At 54.7% G+C, this 18,997-nt stretch carries 12 protein-coding genes and 1 riboswitch; of the genes, 4 read left to right on the forward strand and 8 right to left on the reverse strand.

Annotated elements, in window-relative coordinates; all coding sequences use genetic code 11:
* The first annotated feature begins 102 nt into the window (after positions 1–102).
* Positions 103–633: a DinB family protein gene (locus tag KVT34_RS16635; protein ID WP_217559940.1), complete on the forward strand. Its 531-nt coding sequence runs from the start codon at positions 103–105 to the stop codon at positions 631–633.
* Positions 634–894: 261 nt separating this feature from the next.
* On the opposite strand, the gene KVT34_RS16640 is transcribed toward KVT34_RS16635, so the two are convergent.
* The 6 genes from KVT34_RS16640 to KVT34_RS16665 all read right to left on the reverse strand — a co-directional run bounded on the left by KVT34_RS16640 (position 895) and on the right by KVT34_RS16665 (position 6,920).
* Complete coding sequence (locus KVT34_RS16640; RefSeq protein WP_042231002.1) at positions 895–1,095, reverse strand: hypothetical protein; 201 nt, start codon at positions 1,093–1,095, stop codon at positions 895–897.
* 1 nt (position 1,096) lies between these two features.
* Positions 1,097–2,104 carry a TIR domain-containing protein gene (locus KVT34_RS16645; RefSeq protein WP_217559941.1) on the reverse strand — a complete coding sequence of 336 codons (1,008 nt, stop codon included), beginning with the start codon at positions 2,102–2,104 and terminating at the stop codon, positions 1,097–1,099.
* 127 nt (positions 2,105–2,231) lie between these two features.
* A complete protein-coding gene (locus KVT34_RS16650; RefSeq protein ID WP_217559942.1) occupies positions 2,232–2,783 on the reverse strand; it encodes a GNAT family N-acetyltransferase in 552 nt (183 codons plus the stop codon).
* A gap of 217 nt (positions 2,784–3,000) precedes the next feature.
* Entirely contained in the window at positions 3,001–3,924 is a 924-nt protein-coding gene (locus KVT34_RS16655) for a Gfo/Idh/MocA family protein (protein WP_217559943.1), read from the reverse strand.
* A gap of 165 nt (positions 3,925–4,089) precedes the next feature.
* Positions 4,090–4,989, reverse strand: a complete 900-nt coding sequence (gene trhO, locus KVT34_RS16660; RefSeq protein WP_217559944.1) for an oxygen-dependent tRNA uridine(34) hydroxylase TrhO — start codon at positions 4,987–4,989, stop codon at positions 4,090–4,092.
* Between the two features lie 302 nt (positions 4,990–5,291).
* On the reverse strand, positions 5,292–6,920 hold the full coding sequence (locus tag KVT34_RS16665) for a catalase (RefSeq protein WP_217559945.1): 1,629 nt from the start codon (positions 6,918–6,920) through the stop codon (positions 5,292–5,294).
* A 312-nt stretch (positions 6,921–7,232) separates the two neighbouring features.
* Positions 7,233–7,314: riboswitch (cyclic di-GMP riboswitch) on the forward strand.
* A 129-nt stretch (positions 7,315–7,443) separates the two neighbouring features.
* Here KVT34_RS16665 and KVT34_RS16670 point away from each other — a divergent pair.
* On the forward strand, positions 7,444–10,131 hold the full coding sequence (locus KVT34_RS16670) for an EAL domain-containing protein (RefSeq protein WP_217559946.1): 2,688 nt from the start codon (positions 7,444–7,446) through the stop codon (positions 10,129–10,131).
* A gap of 24 nt (positions 10,132–10,155) precedes the next feature.
* Positions 10,156–11,484, forward strand: coding sequence for an ABC transporter substrate-binding protein (locus tag KVT34_RS16675; RefSeq protein WP_217559947.1), 1,329 nt, complete (start codon positions 10,156–10,158; stop codon positions 11,482–11,484).
* Between the two features lie 82 nt (positions 11,485–11,566).
* On the opposite strand, the gene KVT34_RS16680 is transcribed toward KVT34_RS16675, so the two are convergent.
* Both KVT34_RS16680 and KVT34_RS16685 read right to left on the reverse strand, forming a co-directional pair.
* Positions 11,567–15,556: a glycosyl hydrolase family 18 protein gene (locus KVT34_RS16680; protein WP_217559948.1), complete on the reverse strand. Its 3,990-nt coding sequence runs from the start codon at positions 15,554–15,556 to the stop codon at positions 11,567–11,569.
* A 518-nt stretch (positions 15,557–16,074) separates the two neighbouring features.
* Complete coding sequence (locus KVT34_RS16685; RefSeq protein ID WP_217559949.1) at positions 16,075–17,802, reverse strand: methyl-accepting chemotaxis protein; 1,728 nt, start codon at positions 17,800–17,802, stop codon at positions 16,075–16,077.
* 275 nt (positions 17,803–18,077) lie between these two features.
* On the opposite strand from KVT34_RS16685, the gene KVT34_RS16690 reads away from it, so the two are divergent.
* Positions 18,078–18,974 carry a phosphate ABC transporter substrate-binding protein gene (locus KVT34_RS16690; protein WP_217559950.1) on the forward strand — a complete coding sequence of 299 codons (897 nt, stop codon included), beginning with the start codon at positions 18,078–18,080 and terminating at the stop codon, positions 18,972–18,974.
* Positions 18,975–18,997: the final 23 nt, after the last annotated feature.

Below are 18,997 nucleotides of genomic sequence, written 5' to 3' on the forward strand. Positions count from 1 at the left end.
CTCCGGCATTTCGGGGGGAGTCCCTAAATTAAGGATGAAGGAAACACGGGAACGCGCTATGATGGGGTGAGAAGGACGCTTATACACAAGGAGGCGAGACGTATGATTTTTTCCGAGCTGGAACCCTTTCTGGACAAAAAAAGACGGGAGCTCCTGGTGGCGCTGGACGCTTTCGGACCGGAGGAACGGCACCTGACCGAGTATGAGGGCGGCTGGAATCCGGTTCAGATCGTCGAACACCTGAGCATCGCGGAGGAGCAGGTCATCGCCGAAATCGGGAGGCTGCTGAACGGCGAAGCTGTCCGGCCATCCGAGCCGGAGGAACGGAAGCTGGTGGATATCACGGCGCTGTTCGAGCAAAAAGGACTCCTCGACACGCCGAAAAAGTCTCCGCCTTCCGCATTTCCGACCGGAAAAGTGGCGTATGAGGACGGGCTGGAGCGGCTTGCGGAAGTACGCGGCAACCTGAAAGCGTTTTTGCCTCTTTTGGCCGCAAGAGAGACGAACCGTCTGGTGTCCCTTCATCCCCTCGGCGTGGAACTGAATGCCTGCCAGTGGCTGCAATTCAGCGCTTTTCACGAATGGGGTCATATCCACCAACTGAAACGGATTCGCCGGGCTCATTCAAGTTAGCGGAATAAAGAGTACCGGATGAGGGGGCGGAAAGCGGGCTGCTACGCTTCCGTTAATCCAAACTCGGATCTATCGGAATGCGCGTCCTCCCATCCCGCGTCTCTCTGTCCTCCAACCCTCCATCTCTCCATGCTTTCGCCCTCCATACTGCGCGCCTAACGCAGCCGAACATACGGATACACGGATACCTTGGTGCCTGAACAGCAAAAACCCGCCCCTTTCTTGCGAAAGGAAGCGGGTTGTTATCATTCTGTATGGGCGTCAGCCTTGAAGATAGACCGGTGTTTCGTACACGGCTTCTTTCTCCAAAACGAGCTGGAAAGACTGTTCTTTTCCGTCTACGGAAGGACCGATGGAATAAATGGGACCCGAGGAATCCCGTTGGGCCAAGACTTTGCCAGCAGATTTGGCGGAACGACGACGCTTTAATCCGCTGTTCGATCTGTTTCTGACCGGTTTCATCTTATTCCCCTCCCAACAAATCGTTTACCGAACTGATCAGCTGCCCGTTCAGGCCGGCTATCTTATTCAACTGCTCCGAACTCAATGTGTCCTGGCCGATCATATGCACGGTCAGCACATACTTCTTAGCTAAAGGATAACATATCAAATATTCATTTTCAATGGAGGAAGAGTGCAGATTCATCGTGACTCTGTTGTTCAAATGAGCGTCCACCACGAGGATCCGCTTGTCTTCGGGACCCAGATTTTCATTGGCCGTCAAGGGATAAGTCCGGTTCATCGTGCCGATGTTCGAGGTGCCCGCGACCTGCTTGATCCACTCGTCCTGCTCCGCGCTGTGAATCGTGACGCCCTTAACCGTAAACTGGGGCGGGCATGTGTAGGAGATCCGGATTCCCTCGCTTAGCGTCTGGAGGGAATTTTCCTCCTCCGGTTTGAAGGGAACCCCCTTTAACAGGGTACGAAAAAGACGCAGAATGCGTGCGAGCTGGTTGATCGTCGGCAGCTCCGAAAGACAGCCTAATTCGCGCATCTTTCTTTTGACGGTGCTGCAAGCCGCGGCCGTCGCTTGAACCCACTCATCGGCTTCGGAACGGATTTCGAACGTAAGGGCATTGACCCCGAACAGGTCCGAAGGTGTCCGCAGCCCGCCGACGGCCGTTTCGTTAACGCTTTCAGGAATATGATCCGGCAAAAGAAAAAAGACGCGTTCCCTGCCCAGGCGGCTCATAAAAAGCCCCATTTCAAAAATGGTGTTATCCCTGGCCGAGGCATACTGCTTGCCGCGGATTTGAACGACGTCGTCCGTCGATAAGATGAAAAGGGCGAAATCGTTGTTCTGCACCTGTTTATCCAAATCTTCCATGGTATACCGCCCGGGATTGAAGGCACCGGCAAACCAGGGGTTCACCTGAGCGGCCGGGGAGAGATTTTCCAGCACACCTTCCGCGATAGGAATCGCTTCCCTGGAAGAGCCGATAAACACTTTCGGTTTCCGTTGTTGGTCCATACGTACTCCTTTTTTTCCAAAAGTCGCCTGCTTCTTTAAAAATAGCGCAAGGGAGCTTATTTGTCCATGCGGCAGAAGTAGGACGATGCGAAAAGGAAGAAGAGGGCGGTAATCCGACTCCCTTCGACTATGTGCGCTGATAGGACCTTTTATGAAAATCGGTGATCGATTCAAAAAGAAGCCGGCCGTCGTCCGCGAGCTTCCCTTCGGGGCTTAAATTCACATACATCGCCTGATAGCGCTCCGGCACCCAGCTGTATTCGTGAACGTAGTCCGTCAAATGAAACCCGCACGCTTCCCAGAAACGCCGCCGGCTCCGATGGCCGGGTCCGTCGCCCGCCTCCGCTTCGATCAGTATGCCGCTGAGGCCGCGTTCCCTTCGGGTCCAATTTTTAAGCGCTTCTATAAAAAAACGCCCGGTGCCTTGTCCGCGGCAATCTTGACGGACGGCGATGTAGTCGATCAGAAGCGCCCGTACCGAAGGCAGTTCTCCGGTAATCGCCATAACGGCGGCCGTATTTTCGACAATCCCGAGATGCAGGAAACAGAGCTTCCTTTGGAACATCTGACGGATGATCCGGATAGGCTTTCTTCCGTGATCCGGAAAAGCCTCGTTGTAGAGGGGCTCCGCTTCCCGCCAAAGCTTTTCGTCCCACTGCGCGGTCGTGATGATTTTCATCGGTACCTCCGGTCTGGTATGGATGGGCAAAAAAGCACACGCGACAAAAAAACAAAAAGAAAGAGCGGACCTCACGGAAACGTGAAGCACTCTTTCATAGTTTAAGCGAAAAGAGGCTCTTTCAAACGGAAGAATGGGGCCGGCCGGCGGGCAAGAGAATAGGCATTCCTTTTGAAAGATCGCCTTTCAGGCGACCGGCCGGGAGATGAAGCCTCTCTTATCCCCAGGCGGATACTCCCTGTTTTTCAAGCTCCTTGACAATCTCCTCGCAGACGCGGTGGGTTTCCAGGGCATCCCGCGTTGACTGCAGAGGCTGACCGCCCTCTTTTACCGTTTGGATAAAATGATCAATAATGGCATGAAAACCCCGGCGGTGCAGAACGGGATCCCAATCGTTGAATTTGTAATGCCGCTCGCCGCCGTCCGCCAGTTCTACAGCTGTATTGAGATCCTTCACCGACCATTTGCGGCCGCCTCCGATCATTTCCACGGTTTCTTCGCTGCCGCCGCTGTCCCGGTTCATCATGCCGACGGCCGTGAAGCCGTCGCCGCTGAGCTGAAGCATCACATGGTACAGCTTGCCGTCCTGCTGGTGGGACGTGACGTTAATGTCCCGTACGGCTCCCGGCACAAGATAGCGCAGCGTATCGACGACATGGATGAAATCGTCGAGGATGAACCGGCGCGCGAAGTCGGGGGAGTGGGGGCGGTTTTTTTGCATCAGAATCAGGTTCGGTGATGATTTCTCTTTAGCGGAAACGTAGAGGGGAGCGAAACGCCGGTTAAAGCCGACCATCAGAATGAGGCCGTTTTTTTCGGCAAGCTCCGTAAGCTCCAAGGACTCCTCATATGTATAGGCAATAGGCTTGTCCACATAGACGTGAATGCCGCTTTGCAGAAGCTGCTTCGTGATTTCCGCGTGGGATTCCGTTGAAGAGTGGACGAAAGCCGCCCGAATGCCCCGGCTGATCAGCTCGCCGACCTCCGTAACGGTTTCGCTGATCCGGTAAACGGAGGCAAGCTGCTCCAGGGTAGCGGTATTTCGCGTGCAGAAGATAAGTTCCACGTCGTTTCTTGCGGTGATCACCGGCAGGTAAGCTTTGCGGGCGATGTCGCCGAGCCCGATAATACCAATGCGCATAAAGTCTCCTCCTCGAATGTTCTTCTTCCATTATAGCGGAACTTCGCAGCTCTTTCCCGCAAAAAGAAGAATCCCCGGCCCCTCCTTATCGGAGAGTGTCCGGGGATTCTCGGCGGCGGACGATCACGGCCGCTTTAGGCAGGCGCGCGCCGCCAGCGAAGCTGCTTAACGCGCGGAAAGAACAAGCTCCTCGCATTTGTCCGAGCAGCAGCCGCTGTGCTTCTCTTCGCATTCCGGGCAGCAGATGTGCTGGAGATGGCAGAAGTCGTTCGCACAGTTGATGAACGTGTCGGCAGGCTTGCCGCAGTGATGGCATTTACCCACGACGATATCTTCTTCGGTGTGATTAATCGGCACCGAAATCCGTTCGTCGAAGACGTAGCATTTGCCGTCGAAAAGTCTTCCTTTCACTTCCGGATCCTTCCCGTAAGTGACGATGCCGCCTTCGAGCTGCGCGACATCTTTGAAGCCTTCCTTGATCAGGAAGCCGGTCAGCTTCTCGCACCGGATACCGCCCGTACAATACGTCAGGATCGTCTTGTCCTTCAGATCGGCCATGTTTTCCCGGATCCATTCCGGGAATTCGCGGAACGCTTCCACGTCCGGCCGGATCGCGTTGCGGAAGTGGCCCAGATCGTACTCATAGTTGCTGCGTCCGTCGAGAACGATCACGTCTTCGTTTTGAAGCTGTTCGTGGAACTCGGCCGGAGACAATCTTTTTCCGCTGATCACATTTGGGTCCAGCTCTTCGTCGTAACGGAAAGTGACCAGCTCTTGTTTGAAGCGGACGAACATTTTTTTGAATGCATGCTCTTCGGCCGGATCGGTTTTGAACACCATATCGGCAAAAAGAGGGTTGGCGTGCATGTCCGACATATACTGCTCCGTCTGCTCAACCGTACCGGATACGGTTCCGTTGATGCCTTCGGCGGCAATCAGAATCCGGCCTTTCAGGCCGAGATTTTTGCAGTATTCCCGGTGCTCGGCCGCGAATTCTTCGGGATTTGCGATCGGGACGAATTTATAGTAAAGCAAAATGCGGTAAGGCTGCTGCGTATCGTTCATGGTCAGTACCACCTGTCTATCTAAAGTTTTGGGAGAAAAGGCTGCGTTCAATCAACAACGGTAGAAAAGGGAGCGCCCTTTCCTACCGTTATTGAGGAGTAACTTGAGGATTCATGCATCTATTATAGAAGATATCCCGGACTTAGTAAACATTTTAGCTTCTTAAATAGCGAATGGAAAGTGATAGGATATTTTGAGGCGGCGGGTATCAGAAGCTTCTATTCATAATTGTCAGCAAAAACGCGAACACGGAAAAACGGAAAACAGTTCCCTGTTCTCCGTTTTCGGGGTGCCGGCGGCTTTTAGTAGCCGTCCGTTTTGCGTCCGGCTTGTTCCGCTTTCCCGGCGCCTTCCCGGTTTTGCACCGTCCCCTTGTGTTCGGACGAGGCAATCGCCTTGTCCAGCCCCTCCGCTACGCGGCGGCCGTATTCCGCATCCGCCTGGGTGAAATACTCCACCATCTTGTCGCGGATGACAGGCTTGCAAATCTTGAGGTTGTTGACGAGATTGGAGATCAGCTCGTCTTTCTCCCATGGCTCGAACTTCCGGTACGTGTCGCCCGCCTGTCCGAAATCGTTCGGTCGGTCGATTTTCTCGCGGACCAGCTTGGCGTTGTACGCCGGCTCGTGTTCCCGTCCGCGCGGCGGCGCTTCCTGCAGTCCTCCGAGCGAAGAAGGCTCGTAATTGACGTGAGGATTTTGTCCGGGCGCCCGGTCCACGAAGTAAGTCATCTGGCCGTCGCGCTGGTTCGTCGAGACATGCTTTTTCGGAGCGTTGACCGGCAGCTGCAGGTAGTTGGTTCCCACCCGGTGGCGCTGCGTATCCGAGTAGGAGAAGGTGCGGCCCTGGAGAAGCTTGTCGTCCGAGAAATCCAGGCCGTCCACGAGAACGCCCGTACCGAAGGACGCCTGCTCGACTTCGGCGAAGTAGTTCTCCGGGTTTTTGTTCAGGACCATTTTGCCGACCGGAAGGAACGGAAATTTCTCGTGATCCCACAGCTTGGTCGGATCAAGGGGGTCGAAATCCAGCTCGGGGTGCTCGTCGTCGCTCAGAATTTGAACGCTGAGTTCCCACTCGGGATAGTCGCCGCGTTCGATCGCTTCGTACAAATCCTGGGTAGCGTGGCTGTAGTTTTTCCCTTGTATTTCGTTCGCTTCGTTCTGGGTCAGGTTGCGGATGCCGTTTTTAATCGGTTCCCAGTGGTATTTGATCAGCACTCCCTCGCCGTTTGCGTTGACCCATTTGTACGTATTGACGCCGGACCCCTGCATTTCCCTGTAATTGGCCGGGATTCCCCAAGGAGAGAACAAGAACGTCACCATATGCGTCGCTTCCGGGGAATTGGAGAGGAAATCGAACATTCTCTCCATATTTTGAACACCTGAAACCGGGTCCGGGCGGAAGGCGTGAACCATGTCCGGGAACTTGAGCGGATCGCGGATAAAAAAGATTTTCAGATTGTTCCCGACAAGATCCCAGTTCCCGTCTTCCGTATAAAATTTGACGGCAAAGCCGCGCGGGTCACGGAGTGTTTCGGGCGAATGAACACCGTGTATGACTGTGGAGAACCGGACGAATACCGGCGTTTTTTTACCGGCCTCCTGAAAAAGCTTGGCGCGGGTATACTTGGCGATCGGCTCTTCGCCGACTTTACCGTACGCCTCAAAATAGCCGTGAGCGCCTGCGCCGCGGGCGTGTACAACGCGCTCGGGAATTTTCTCGCGGTCGAAATGGGAAATCTTTTCGAGAAAATGGTAATTTTCCAGGGTAGAAGGACCACGGTTTCCGATGGTGCGGATATTCTGATTATCGGTGATCGGATGACCCTGCCGGTCGGTCAGCGTCGTTTCCTGCTCGCCTTCGGCGAGTCTTTGGTCGGCAGGTCCGCCGGCTCCCGTTGCGGCCGTACCGTTGTTGATCTCGTCTTTCATGACCCTATCCCTCCTTATTCTTGTTAGACTGTTTCCATTATTTTCAGAGGGGGCCGAAACTATGCATGAAACGGAAAGTCGGCGGGAGGGAGCAGGGTAAGCTTCCGGCTGATTATCGACCGAATGGCGCGAAGTGAAACTTTCGGGATCAAGCGGAAAAATGCGGTAATCGTTGGAAATCCCTTCCTTCATTCATCCGGCTATTATTAAGATTTTTAAAAAATGCGACTTTTGCCCTATTTTACTGTTGTTAAAAAGAGGAAAGAGAACTAGGGCGTCGAAATTATTAACTAACGAATCTTTAGTTGAATAACTCGATAAAGGCAAACTATCGCGAAAGCATAGGACGCAAAGCCACGGGTCTAAAGCGCAGCTAGACAGCCGGGTTACCGAAGTTGGATGAGTGGAAGTGGAGGCTGCTGTTTTGTAAGCGGTCTTTTATTTTTGCCGGTATCCATTAAGTAAGTTCGGACATGTGGCGGTGCTCACATTCGTACTTTTCGGCAGAAATGGAGGACAGCGTGTGAAAACTATTCATTCCCTTTTACAAAATAAAGCCCGCCTTACGCTGGGATACCTGCTCTGTATCGCTTTGGCGCTTCTTTTCGAAGCCAGCGAGCTTCATCTTATTTACGGAATCGCCTTCTCGTTTTCCAGCATCTTTCTCCTGTTTGCCGTATCGTTGTTCGGCGTCCGTCTGGGCCTCCTGGCCGGCGTCATTACCCAGCTTTTCTCCTTCTTTTTTCTACATCATCCCGCATTCGAATGGATCGGCCTTCTTGAAATTGCCGGGGTCGGACTCCTTAACCGGAAAAAACCGGGGCGGCTGCTTGTCTGGGACAGTATTTACTGGCTGCTGATCGGGCTTCCGCTGATGTTCGTCATTTATTACGGATTGTACAAATTTCTATCGGACGAGCTGATTCTGATGCTCCTGATTGCGCTCTCGAACGGGCTGTTCAATGCGCTAATCGTCGATATTTTGCTGAAGTACCTGCCTCTTTTTCACTGGTTCGGCCTCGTCAAAGAGCGGGAGAGAACCTATTCCTACAGCAAGGTCCTGTTTCACCTGTCGATTATGGCCGTGGCGCTTCCGTCCCTCCTTTATATCGTGATGAACAGCTGGTATTCCGAGAAATTGTCCATCCAGAACTCCAGGCAGCTTGCGGTAAACACGGCCAACAGCATCAACCAGGAGCTGAACCAATGGGAAGCCGAGGATATCCTCGGCATCAGGCTCAAGGGGCGGATACAAGTGGGTTATCTGCAGGAACTGGTGAATAAATACACCTCGGAGCAGTTGTTCCGGATCGTCATTACGGACAGGTCCAATAAAGTTTTGGCGGCCGATCGTCAGAGCTACAAGCTGAACCAGATTTATGACTGGAAAAGCGGCAAAAATGTCGTGGGACTGGACGACAACTTTTACCAGGTTCTGCCCGCCCGGGAGACTGCGGCCTTGCCCGCCCAACAGTGGAGAGAGGGCAGCTACATCTATGACAATGCGGTCGCCAGGATGCCCCTGCATGTGTACATCGACATTCCGATCCGCCATTATCAGGTCAGTGTGTTCGCCCAGTACTTGTCGCAGCTCTGGTACCTGCTTTTATTCGCGGCTGCGGCAGCCGCCACCGCCTTATATTTAAGCCGTGTTCTGGTTCACGGGCTGTCCAAACTGGCGACCTCCACAACGGACTTGCCGGAAAAATTGAAGCAGATGAAAGAAATCGAGTGGCCGAGCAGCCGCGTTTCGGAGATTACCTCTCTGACGTATAACTTCCGGCAGATGTCGCTGAATCTGATGAGCATGTTTCACCAAGCCCAGGACATGAACCAGCGCCTGCAGGAGCAGACGGACAAGCTTCGTCTTTCGGAGGAAAAGCTTCATCAGCTCGCTTTTTACGACATCCTCACGGGGCTTCCCAACCGCCTGTATTTCACAACCTACCTGCAGAGCCTGCTTTTGGAAGCGGCCCAAGCACCGAAGCAAGTGGCGGTCATGTTCGCCGATTTAAACCGCTTCAAGCAAATTAACGATACGCTGGGCCACGATATCGGTGATCTGCTGCTCAAGGAGATCGCCGAGAGATTCACCCGAAGCGTTGAGGAATCGTGCAAGCTGTTCCGGATCGGCGGAGACGAGTTCGTCATCGTCATTGAAGATGCCGGTGACGCCAAAGCGGCAGCCGTGGCGCACAGCATGTTTGCGGCCCTTGAAGAGCCCATCCGGCTGATGGAATCGCCTCTGTACAGTTCGGTCAGCATCGGCATCAGCATGTTTCCGCGAGACGGCGACACGATGGAGACCATCGTCAAAAACGCGGATATGGCGATGTATTTCGCCAAATCCGTAGGCTGCAGCAACAGCTATCAGTTCTATGAAGAAGAGCTGAAGATCCGTTTCTCCGAAGAAATGATGATCGACAACGGTATTCAGGAAGCGCTTTCGAACCATCAGCTTGTTCTGCATTATCAGCCGAAGGTCGATACGGTTACCGGCGCAATAAGCGGAATCGAGGCGTTGGTGCGCTGGGAGCATCCCGAGCTGGGGCGCATTTCGCCCGATAAATTTATTCCACTTGCCGAAAGATCGGGGATCATCTACAAAATCGACGAATGGGTATTGAAGGAAGCCTGTCGTCAGAATAAAGCGTGGCAGGATGAGGGGCTTCCCAAAGTTCCGATTGCCGTGAACATTTCGCCCCTGCATTTTTCCCAGACGAATCTGCTGGATATGATTCATGGCGCGCTGGAAGAATCGGGACTGGAAGAATCCTACCTGACTCTGGAGATTACGGAAGGAGTCTTTATCGAGAATGTCGAACAGGTCATCGGTATCATAAGCCGGATCCGGGAGCGGGGCATCCATATTTCGATCGACGATTTCGGGACCGGATACTCTTCCCTTAACCAGCTTCAGCGTCTGCCGATTTCACATGTGAAGCTGGACCGCTCTTTCATCCGGGATATCGGCGGGGAGCCCAAAAAAGCCGCCGTGGCCAAGGCGATCATCGAGCTGGCTCACAGCATGAATATGACCGTCGTGGCGGAGGGAGTCGAAACGGCCGAGGAATCGGAATATTTTACCCGGTGCCGGTGTGACGAGCTCCAAGGCTACTATTTCAGCAGACCTTTGCCGGCCCCGGAATTTTCCCGTCTTCTCCAAAGAGGAAATTATGCCGGACTTTTTGCCGGGGGACATACAGAATAGCTATTCGATGGGAGGAAACGAGTTGTGGTTAAACTCACTAAAATCTTCGTGCTTCTGCTCCTGCTCACAGTATCCACAGCGGGCTGCTTCCGGTCCGAGCCGCTCATTCCCGCTTCAACGCCGCCCGCCGAAAAGCCGGCTCCCTCCGGGGACAAGAAGGCTGTTCCGAACCATTTGTCGATATGGACCCATTACGGCGGGATCGAAACCATGGCGGCCAAATTCAAAGAAAGCTATCCGGATCTGAGCATAGACATAAAGGTCATTCCTTACTCCGAATATACGGGAGCTTATCTGCAGGCACTGGCGGACGGGAAGCCGCCGGACGTCATGATGGTCGACAGCGCCGATTTCGGCAATTTCTCCGCGATTGAAGGGCTGGAGGATTTGCTCCAGCCCCCTTATCAGGCGGGGAAATACCGCAACGATTTCAGTCCTTCCATCTGGGAAAGCGTCATGTCGGCGGACGGAAATGAGCTGATTGCCTTTCCGCTGTCCACGACGCCTACCGTCACCTATTACCGGGAGGACATTATGAGGCAGTACGGGTTCCCTTCGGAGCCCGAGGAGCTTGCCAAGTATATGGAAGATCCCGCAAATTGGCTGCATATGGCCAAGGAGCTTCGCGAGCATAACATTTATTTGACGCAGTGGGTGAACGAAACGGTCCAGCTCTTCGAGCGTTCGGAAGGCATTTTCGACCGCAAGCTGAACTTTATGCGCTACAATGAGGCGTTCCACAAAGCGGTCGAGATCGCCAAGAAAGTGAACGATTTCGGCTTGGAGGCCCACCTGGACGTATGGGGCGATATGGGCCGGAAGGCGGTCCAGGACGGAACGATCGCCATGATGTATTTTGGGACATGGGGAGTCGAACAGATTAAAGAATGGGCGCCCGAGACGGCCGGCAAATGGCGTGAAACGAGACTTCCCTTCGGTTTGTACGGCTGGCAGAACAGCACCAATTTCCTTCTCCCTTCGGACGGGGTCAACAAGGAGATGGGCTGGAAATTCATTGAATTCGCCGTTACCGAATACAGCAAGGACGGTCTCAGCGGAGCGGTTCCGGCGTATTTGCCCGCCCGGGGCAACGCGAAGGAATTGGCGGCCACGAACCCGTTCCTGGGTGGACAGAAAACCTATGCGCTTCACGAGGATTTGATGACCCGGGTGAGAGAATTTCCTACCACGCCGCTGGACGTCAAGGCCCAGGAAATCTGGGAGAGCGAGATCGCAAGCGGCATTGAGAAAAGACTGGCGACCAAACAGATTATCGCGGACGCACGAGATAAAATCGAACAGTCCCTTGCGAAAGAAAAGCAGATTTTACTGAATACCATGAAGAAAAAATAAAAAACAGCAGCCCGCCCGTCAATATGGGGCGGAGCTGCTGTTTTCCGTTTCGGTCCGATGGGCATGACTGCCTAATCAGTCTTTATTTTTTAGTCCAGAGAGCCGGCACGTTGGAAGGCTCCCAGCCCTGCAGGGAGGTGTGCGGCTGCCGGCAAATATAAGTCGAGCCGTTGTATGTGACTTCGTCGTTAGCCTTGTAGCTGACACCGGCTGCCCATGCGGCAGGACCTCCGGGAGATGCCGGGTCCGTCGTTGCCTGGATGGAAGCGGCTGCGGATACGTTACCCGCCGCATCCAGGGCTTTTACGGTGAACGTATAGGCCGTGGATGCGGTCAGTCCCGTGATAACGGCGGACGTACCAGTGACGTTCACCGTATTGGCGCCGTACGAAACGGTGTAGCCCGTTACGCCGACATTATCCGTCGAAGCGGTCCAGCCGAGGCTGACACTGCTCGAAGATTTGGCCGTTACTTTCAGGGCTGTTGGCGCCGTAGGCGCCGTCGTGTCGCCGGAGCCGCCGCCGTTAGCGGTTGTGACGGCCAGCGGCGTGCTTGCCGCGGATACGTTGCCGGCCGCGTCTTTCGCTTTTACGGTAAACGTGTAGGAGGTGTTTGCCGTTAGATTGCCGACGTTGTAGGTCGTGCTTGCCGTATCGGCAATTTTGACCGATCCCTGATAGACTTCGTAACCGGTTACGCCGACATTATCCGTAGATGCGTTCCATGTAAGCGTGACGCCTGTAGCCGTTACGTTGGAAGAACGGAGATTCCCCGGAACGGAAGGAGCCTGAGTATCTCCGGGAGTTCCCGGGCCGAAGCTGTCCAAATAGGCGCGGTGGCTGTTCGAGAACTCGAAATTGTTGAATTTATCCCAGTTGATGGACCAGGTCATCAAACCTCTCAGTCCAGGTTGAACGGAACCGCGGAGGGTATAGGAGCCGAAAGCTTTGCCTTTCATCAGATAGTCCAGCGCTTTATGCACTTCGGAGACGCTTGTGAAGCCGCCGCCCGCGTTTCCGTTAGCCGGAAGGCCGACCACGACTTGATCCGGACGGAGCGCCGGGAAGAAGGAGTTCGGGTTTTTGGCGATCGGGAAGCCCGTAAGCAGCATGTCGGTCATGGCCACGTGGAAATCGGCTACGCCCATCGTGTGGTACTGATCGTCCAGTCCCGTGATAGGGCCCGAGTTATAAAGCTGAACCTGCAGCCAGTCCAAAATATCACGTACGCCGTAAATCACCGGCAAGTAAGCACCGGCACGCGTATCGCAGCCGCTGCAAGTGCCGCCGTAGAAGGCGTAGCCGAGCTGGACGAAAAACGTTTCCGGAGCCATAGTCAGCATGAATTTGTCGCCAAACGAATCATGCAGCTCGCGGATTGCGGAAATCAGGTTCGTAATGACCGGTGTGGTCGGATTTTTGAAATCGGCATCGCCCGGGTTCAGGTACAGGGAATGGCCTTCGAAGTCGATATCCAGGCCGTCAAAGCCGTATTTGGAAATGATGGATTTCATGGAGCTTACAAAATTGCTGCGTGCGCCGGCCGTTGTCAGCTGGACTTGGCCGTTCGCGCCGCCGATGGAAATGATGACTTTCTTGCCTTGGCTTTGCAGATACGCGACATCGGCTTTAAAATCGGCATCTGTGTAGTTGAAAGGCGTGAATCCGATCGTTCCTGTCGTCGACCCGCCTACAGGCTCGGCGAAGGAAACGTTAATGACATCGAACTTGGGGGAGATGTCGCGCAGGCGAATGAAACCGGAACCGTTGTCGAAGTTGTGCCAGTAGCCGACGAGCACCTTGGTGCTCGCAGGCAGAGCAGAAGGCGAAGCCGTGCTTGCGGCGGAGCTTCCCGGAGTAATGGCCGGAATAGCCGCTCCCGCGCCTGCGATCAGATTAGAGGCAAGCGCCGCGCCCCCGGAAGAAACAGAAGCGGGAGAACCCGCTCCCGCTCCGCAATCGCTGATAAGTTTCCACACGCCGTATTGGTTGGAAGAATCCGGGCGTTCGCCCTGCGTCCACCATTTTGCTTCATAGATTTTGCCGTTGTAGGAGACGCGCTGTCCGCCCGTATACGATTTGCTTGTGTCCCAAGCCACCGGGCAACCGGCGCCGCCGGAGCCACTGTCCGTCGTAGCCGAAACGGTCGCCGCTGCGGAAAGGTTACCCGCCGCGTCCTTTGCTTTTACGCTGAACGTATAAGCGGTGCCGGCCGTAAGGCCGCTGATCGTTGCGGTTGTACCGGTGACGTTGACGCTCGTGCTGCCGTAAGATACGGTGTAGCCGGTTACGCCTACGTTGTCGGTGGAAGCCGTCCAGCCGAGTGTTACGCTGGTCGACGTTTTGGCCGTTACGGCCAGATTGGCCGGAGCCGTCGGAGCCGTCGTATCCGTTCCGCCGCCCGAGTTAGCATCGGTGGTGACGGATACGGCGGAGCTTGCCGCGGATACGTTGCCTGCCGCATCCTTCGCTTTTACCGTGAAGGAGTAAGCCGTGCTTGGCGTCAGACCAGTGATCGTTGCGGATGTCGTTGTCACGTCAACCGATTTGGTGCCGTAGGTGACGGTGTAGCCGGTTACGCCGACATTGTCCGTCGAAGCGCTCCAAGAAAGCGTAACGCTTGTGGACGTTTTAGCCGTCGCTGTCATGTTGGCCGGTACGGAAGGTGCGATCGTATCGCCGACCGGTGCGGAACCTGCCAGATCAGTCGTGACTTTCTTCAGAAGCGTCTTGTTGCGGTCGCCGCTGAATTCCCAGAGCATGCCGCCGCCAAGACCTTTGGACTTGATGAAGCTTGTTTTATACCCGATGGATTCGGCATCGTCGTAAGAGATGAACGTGCCGTTCGTAGCGTTGTACAGGAACGGAACTTTCGCCGTGTTATTCCAGTAGCGGGTGTATCCGTTTTTGTTGATATAGTTGGCTTCCAGATCGTAGAAGTCGAAAGAGCCTTTCTCCCACGTTCCGGTAGTCGCCAGACCGGCGCACTGCTGGTATTCGCCGTTAGCCGTGTTCTTGCAGCCGCTCCAGCCGCGTCCGTAGAAGGCAAGGCCGAGAACGATTTTGCTTGCCGGTACGCCTGCGTTGATGTGCCCTTGTACGCCTTTTTCCACATTGAACGTGTCCGCGTTCGGTACGCCTGCGGCGATTGCGGCCGGATCGGTATAGAGCGGAGCGTTGTGAGCGCTGACCGTCTGCCAGCCGCCGTTAAAGTCGTACGTCATGATGTTGATCCAATCGAGGTACTTGGCCATATTGCCCAGTTCGGTGTTGGCCGCGTAAGTCGGACCTGCGCCGGAAGCGATGGTCAGGAAATATTTCTTGTTGTCCGCCGTGCCTGCGGCATCCAGCTTCTCACGGATTTTCTGAAGAAGCAGTGTGTAGTTCTGCTTATCTTCCGGACGAGCGGAGTTGCCTGCAAGGCCGCCGCCAACCGGATACTCCCAGTCGAGGTCTACGCCGTCGAACTGATATTTGCGGATAAAGTCGACCGCGGAGTTTGCGAACACTTCACGTGTCGCAGCGCTCGCCGCTACATCGGAGAAACGGTTGGACCAGGACCAGCCGCCTACGGAGATGATCGTTTTGAGGTTCGGGTTGGCCTGTTTTAGCTTGATCAGCTGTTTCAGGTTACCGCGGATAGGCTCATCCCAAGTATCGCCGGGGAAGCTTTTCTGCGTGTCGATCCAAGGATCGCCGAGAACGATCGTGCCGTTCGGAACGTTAATGTTGGCGCCCGCAGCATCTTGGCAGGCCCACGTTTGCGGATTCGGACCGGTCGGGTCCGGGTTGCCGTGTTTGCCGTTCCAGCAGATGTCCGCGAAAGCGTAGTTGATGTGCGTAACCTTCGAGGCATCGACATCGGCTACATTGTAATTGCGGCCGTAAGCCGCCCACGAAGGGTAATAGCCCACGATTTTATAAGATTCGGCCGCCGACGCTTTCTGCGCGCTTAAGCCCAGGAACGGGAATAAAGACACAATGAGGGTTACGATCAGCAGGATGCGGAGCGCGACCCGGGCCGGTGAGTGGGAACGCCGGATTTTGGCGGATTGCCGGGATTTCAGATTCATTAAGTAATGCCTCCTTTTCGGATAGGGAAATTATGGTAACGCTTTCATTAATGAGAGTCCACAGAACTTTAACAGCATCCGGAGTGATCCGCATGGGTTGCGGTTCCTGGCTGCATGCACCTCCTTTATGAGATAACCGTCGGAATGGGAGAAGAAGGGTGTAAAGTTGAACGCCTAACCATGACAGGTTTGGATATAAGCGACAGGCGAACGAGCTTGAAAAAGCGAAAACGCAAAAATCTTCTCTCGTAATGCAGCGGTTAACTAATTTCAGTATCAAGGAAAATGGTGGGAAGCAAAAGGGATAACATTTGACGATAAGGGGGAATTTTCTCTATTTTCCGCCCTTTTCTTACACGGAACTGACACGAGAACTGAACAAAGGTCAATTAAAAAGGAGTGCCTCATGAGCGAAAAGCCGTGTCTGGATAAAAGCCGCGGGTTCCGCGCAGAAATGGCTTCTCGACATGCAAAAAAGCACCGCCATGACGGGGTGCTCTTTCGGTTATTTCCGGCGTTTACGAAGCTTCGCCGATTTTGAACTTGTTGATTTCGCGGTACAGGCTTTCCGCGAGTCCGTTCATCTCGTCGGCCTGTACGGCGATGCTCCGAATGGAGGCGTCGTTCTCGGTCGAAGCCGAGGTGACTTCCTGCACGCCCGCGGACGTCTGCTCGGCAATTTCCGCCATGTGGCGGATGGTGCCGACGAGCTGCGCGCTGCTGTGCAGGGAACGCTCGATGCGGCCGTTGACGAATTGAATCTGATTCGTCACGACTTCCATCGCGCGTTCGATCGCCTCGAACGAGCCGAGCGATTCGCGGACGGTCAGCTCCTGGGCGTCCGCATGGCGCCTCGCGTCCGTGACGCGGGCCTGCATCTCGAGCATCCGGCTCTCGACGGATGCGATCGTACCCGCGGCGCGGCGGGCCTCGTCGCTCGACTGCTGCGCGAGCTGACGCACTTCCGCGGCGATGACGGCGAAGCCGCGCCCGCTGGAGCCGGCGGCGGCCGCCTCGATGGCGGCGTTCAGCGCCAGCAGGTGGGTTCTGGACGCGATCTCGGTAATCGCGTCCAGAATCGCTCCGATGCGGCGGGAATCGCCCGCGAGCGTCGCCATCGCTTCCTGCACCTGCCCGAGCACCCGCCGCGTAGCGCTGCTGGCTTCCTCGAGCGAGTGCACGGAGCGGGAACCCTGCACGGTGACCTCCGCCGCTTCCCGGCTCGCCTGGCTCATCACCGCCGCATACTCGGCGATCTCGCGCGTCTCGCTTTCGAGCCCGGCGACGGAGGTGGACGCGTGCTCGGAGTCCGCCGCCTGCTCGAATGCGCCGTGCGCAATGGCGGACATCGCCTGGACGATGTCCGCGTTGGCCGCCGCCGTGTCGGTGGACACCCGGCGGAACGTGACCGACTGTCCGGCCAGTGCCGTCGCGATGCCACTCGTATGCTCGAGCATACCGCGGACCTGGGCGGTCATCCGGTCGAAGCTGCGGCTGAGCTCGCCCAGCTCGTCCTGCGTGCGGCTTCCGATTTCATGCCGCAGATCGCCGGACGCCATGCGCGCGACCGCTTCCTGGAGCTTGCGCACCGGAATGAGGAAGGAGCGGATCAGCAGGACGGCGACAACCGCGGAAGCGAGAAGGACGAGGACGGCCGCGGCGATGGTGACGGTGACGGTCTGCGCGATGACTTTCTGGGAGTCATCGACAGCCGCTTGCGCATCGGCCGAGAAGGCGACATAAAACTTGTCGACCAGCTTAAAAATCGTTTCGCGCAGCGTCTGTCCTTCGCCGTAATAATGAAGCATGCTCAGCTCCATCTCTTTGGGGCTGACTTTCTTCTCCTGGACGAGCTTGGCGGCCGCGTCGAAATTGTTTATGTAATCCGCGGAAGCGACGATAAGCCCCCCGCGCCACGCTTTTTCCTCTTCGGTGCGGGCGGTTTCCTTGATGGCGTCGAGAAGACGGCTGTATACCTTTCTCGTCCGTTCGTAACTCTCTATATAGGAAGGATCTTTGGAAAGCTCCAGGCCGGAAGCGATAATGCTGAGCTCCTGAACCGTTTCTTTCAGCTCCAGCGCAGTCGTTTTCATGGCGACCCGCTCGTTTTGCAGCGCGATCTGCGAGTTGATTTTACTGATTTGATGTACCAGGAAAAAAGCCATGGCCACAAACAGCAGAATCAGAACCCCGAAGCTGGCGATCAATTTGCGTTTCATTGTGCTCAAATAGAAGAAATTCCCCATGTTCACCCTCCGATAGGTTCTTTGTGTAGAAAATGACTTATAAATAGGTCTATAGTCGCTTTAATTGTAAGTCTTAAGTATTAGAAAAATTGAAGGCTTTTGTAAACCGGAAGTTAAAAAGGTTCATTTCGAAGGGGGAGGGAACGTTTAGGGACGGTTCGTGAAAGTTTTACATGAAATTTACGTTTGGACGACTTGCAGTTTACATTCGCTTGTTACGATGTCCTAGGAAACACAAAACAAAGATAGAAACGTCAAAGGAGGACATGTACAACATGTTTAAGTTCATGTCGAAAAAAGGGTTATCCATCTCGCTAGCTGCAGTACTTACTCTGGGGGTATTGGCTGGCTGCGGAAAGACAGACACAAACGCAAGCAGCCCCGCAACATCGAACAAGCCTGCCGAAACAACGGCGGCTCAAGAAATTTCCGGAACGGTTACGGCTTCCGGTTCCAGCGCTCTTCTCCCGCTCGTGAAAGAAGCGGCGAAGCTGTTCATGGAAAAGAATCCGAAAGTTACGATCAACCCGACGGCCGGCGGTTCCGGCAAAGGTCTTAAAGACGTAGCGGACGGCATTTCGAATATCGGAAACTCCGACGTTGCCGCTGGCGATGAATACAAAGACAAAAACCTGAAAGAACACGTGGTTGCAATCGCTCCGTTCGCTCTTATCGTAAATCCTGATGTGAATATCGAAGGTTTGACGAAGCAGCAAGCAGCCGATATTTTCATGGGTAAAATCAAAAACTGGAAAGAAGTAGGCGGCAAGGACGCTCCGATTAACGTCGTTCACCGTCCGGATTCCTCCGGTTCCCGCAAGCTTGTCCAGCAAATCGTTCTTGAAGGCAAAGACTTCACAAAAGAAGGCGTCGTTCAAGAAAGCACGGGTGCCGTTAAAACAGCCGTAGGCAGCCAATCCGGCTCCATCGGTTACATTGATACGCCGTACCTGGACAACACCGTTAAAGCTCTGAAATTCGACAACGTCGCTTTCTCCAAAGAGACGATCAAAGACGGCAGCTACAAGCTGTTCGGAACCGAGCGCATGTATACGAAAGGCGACCCTACCGGCGCGACTAAGGCTTTCCTTGACTACATCATGAGCCCTGAGTTCCAATCGAAGAAAGTTGAAGAGCTGAAGTTCCTTCCGGCTGACCTTCTGAAAAAATAAAAAGCGTTACTTCCGTGGGATGT

The sequence above is a fragment of the Paenibacillus sp. GbtcB18 genome, from assembly GCF_019091125.1.
GTDB lineage: Bacteria > Bacillota > Bacilli > Paenibacillales > NBRC-103111 > Paenibacillus_F > Paenibacillus_F chitinolyticus.

Bases quoted from the DNA above. Each gene is read 5' to 3' on its own strand.
- KVT34_RS16680 (WP_217559948.1), bottom strand. From the start codon at position 15,556: ATGAATCTGAAATCCCGGCAATCCGCCAAAATCCGGCGTTCCCACTCA.
- KVT34_RS16655 (WP_217559943.1), bottom strand. From the start codon at position 3,924: ATGCGCATTGGTATTATCGGGCTCGGCGACATCGCCCGCAAAGCTTAC.
- KVT34_RS16645 (WP_217559941.1), bottom strand. From the start codon at position 2,104: ATGGACCAACAACGGAAACCGAAAGTGTTTATCGGCTCTTCCAGGGAA.
- KVT34_RS16640 (WP_042231002.1), bottom strand. From the start codon at position 1,095: ATGAAACCGGTCAGAAACAGATCGAACAGCGGATTAAAGCGTCGTCGT.
- KVT34_RS16650 (WP_217559942.1), bottom strand. From the start codon at position 2,783: ATGAAAATCATCACGACCGCGCAGTGGGACGAAAAGCTTTGGCGGGAA.
- KVT34_RS16690 (WP_217559950.1), top strand. From the start codon at position 18,078: ATGTTTAAGTTCATGTCGAAAAAAGGGTTATCCATCTCGCTAGCTGCA.
- KVT34_RS16665 (WP_217559945.1), bottom strand. From the start codon at position 6,920: ATGAAAGACGAGATCAACAACGGTACGGCCGCAACGGGAGCCGGCGGA.
- trhO (WP_217559944.1), bottom strand. From the start codon at position 4,989: ATGAACGATACGCAGCAGCCTTACCGCATTTTGCTTTACTATAAATTC.
- KVT34_RS16685 (WP_217559949.1), bottom strand. From the start codon at position 17,802: ATGGGGAATTTCTTCTATTTGAGCACAATGAAACGCAAATTGATCGCC.
- KVT34_RS16635 (WP_217559940.1), top strand. From the start codon at position 103: ATGATTTTTTCCGAGCTGGAACCCTTTCTGGACAAAAAAAGACGGGAG.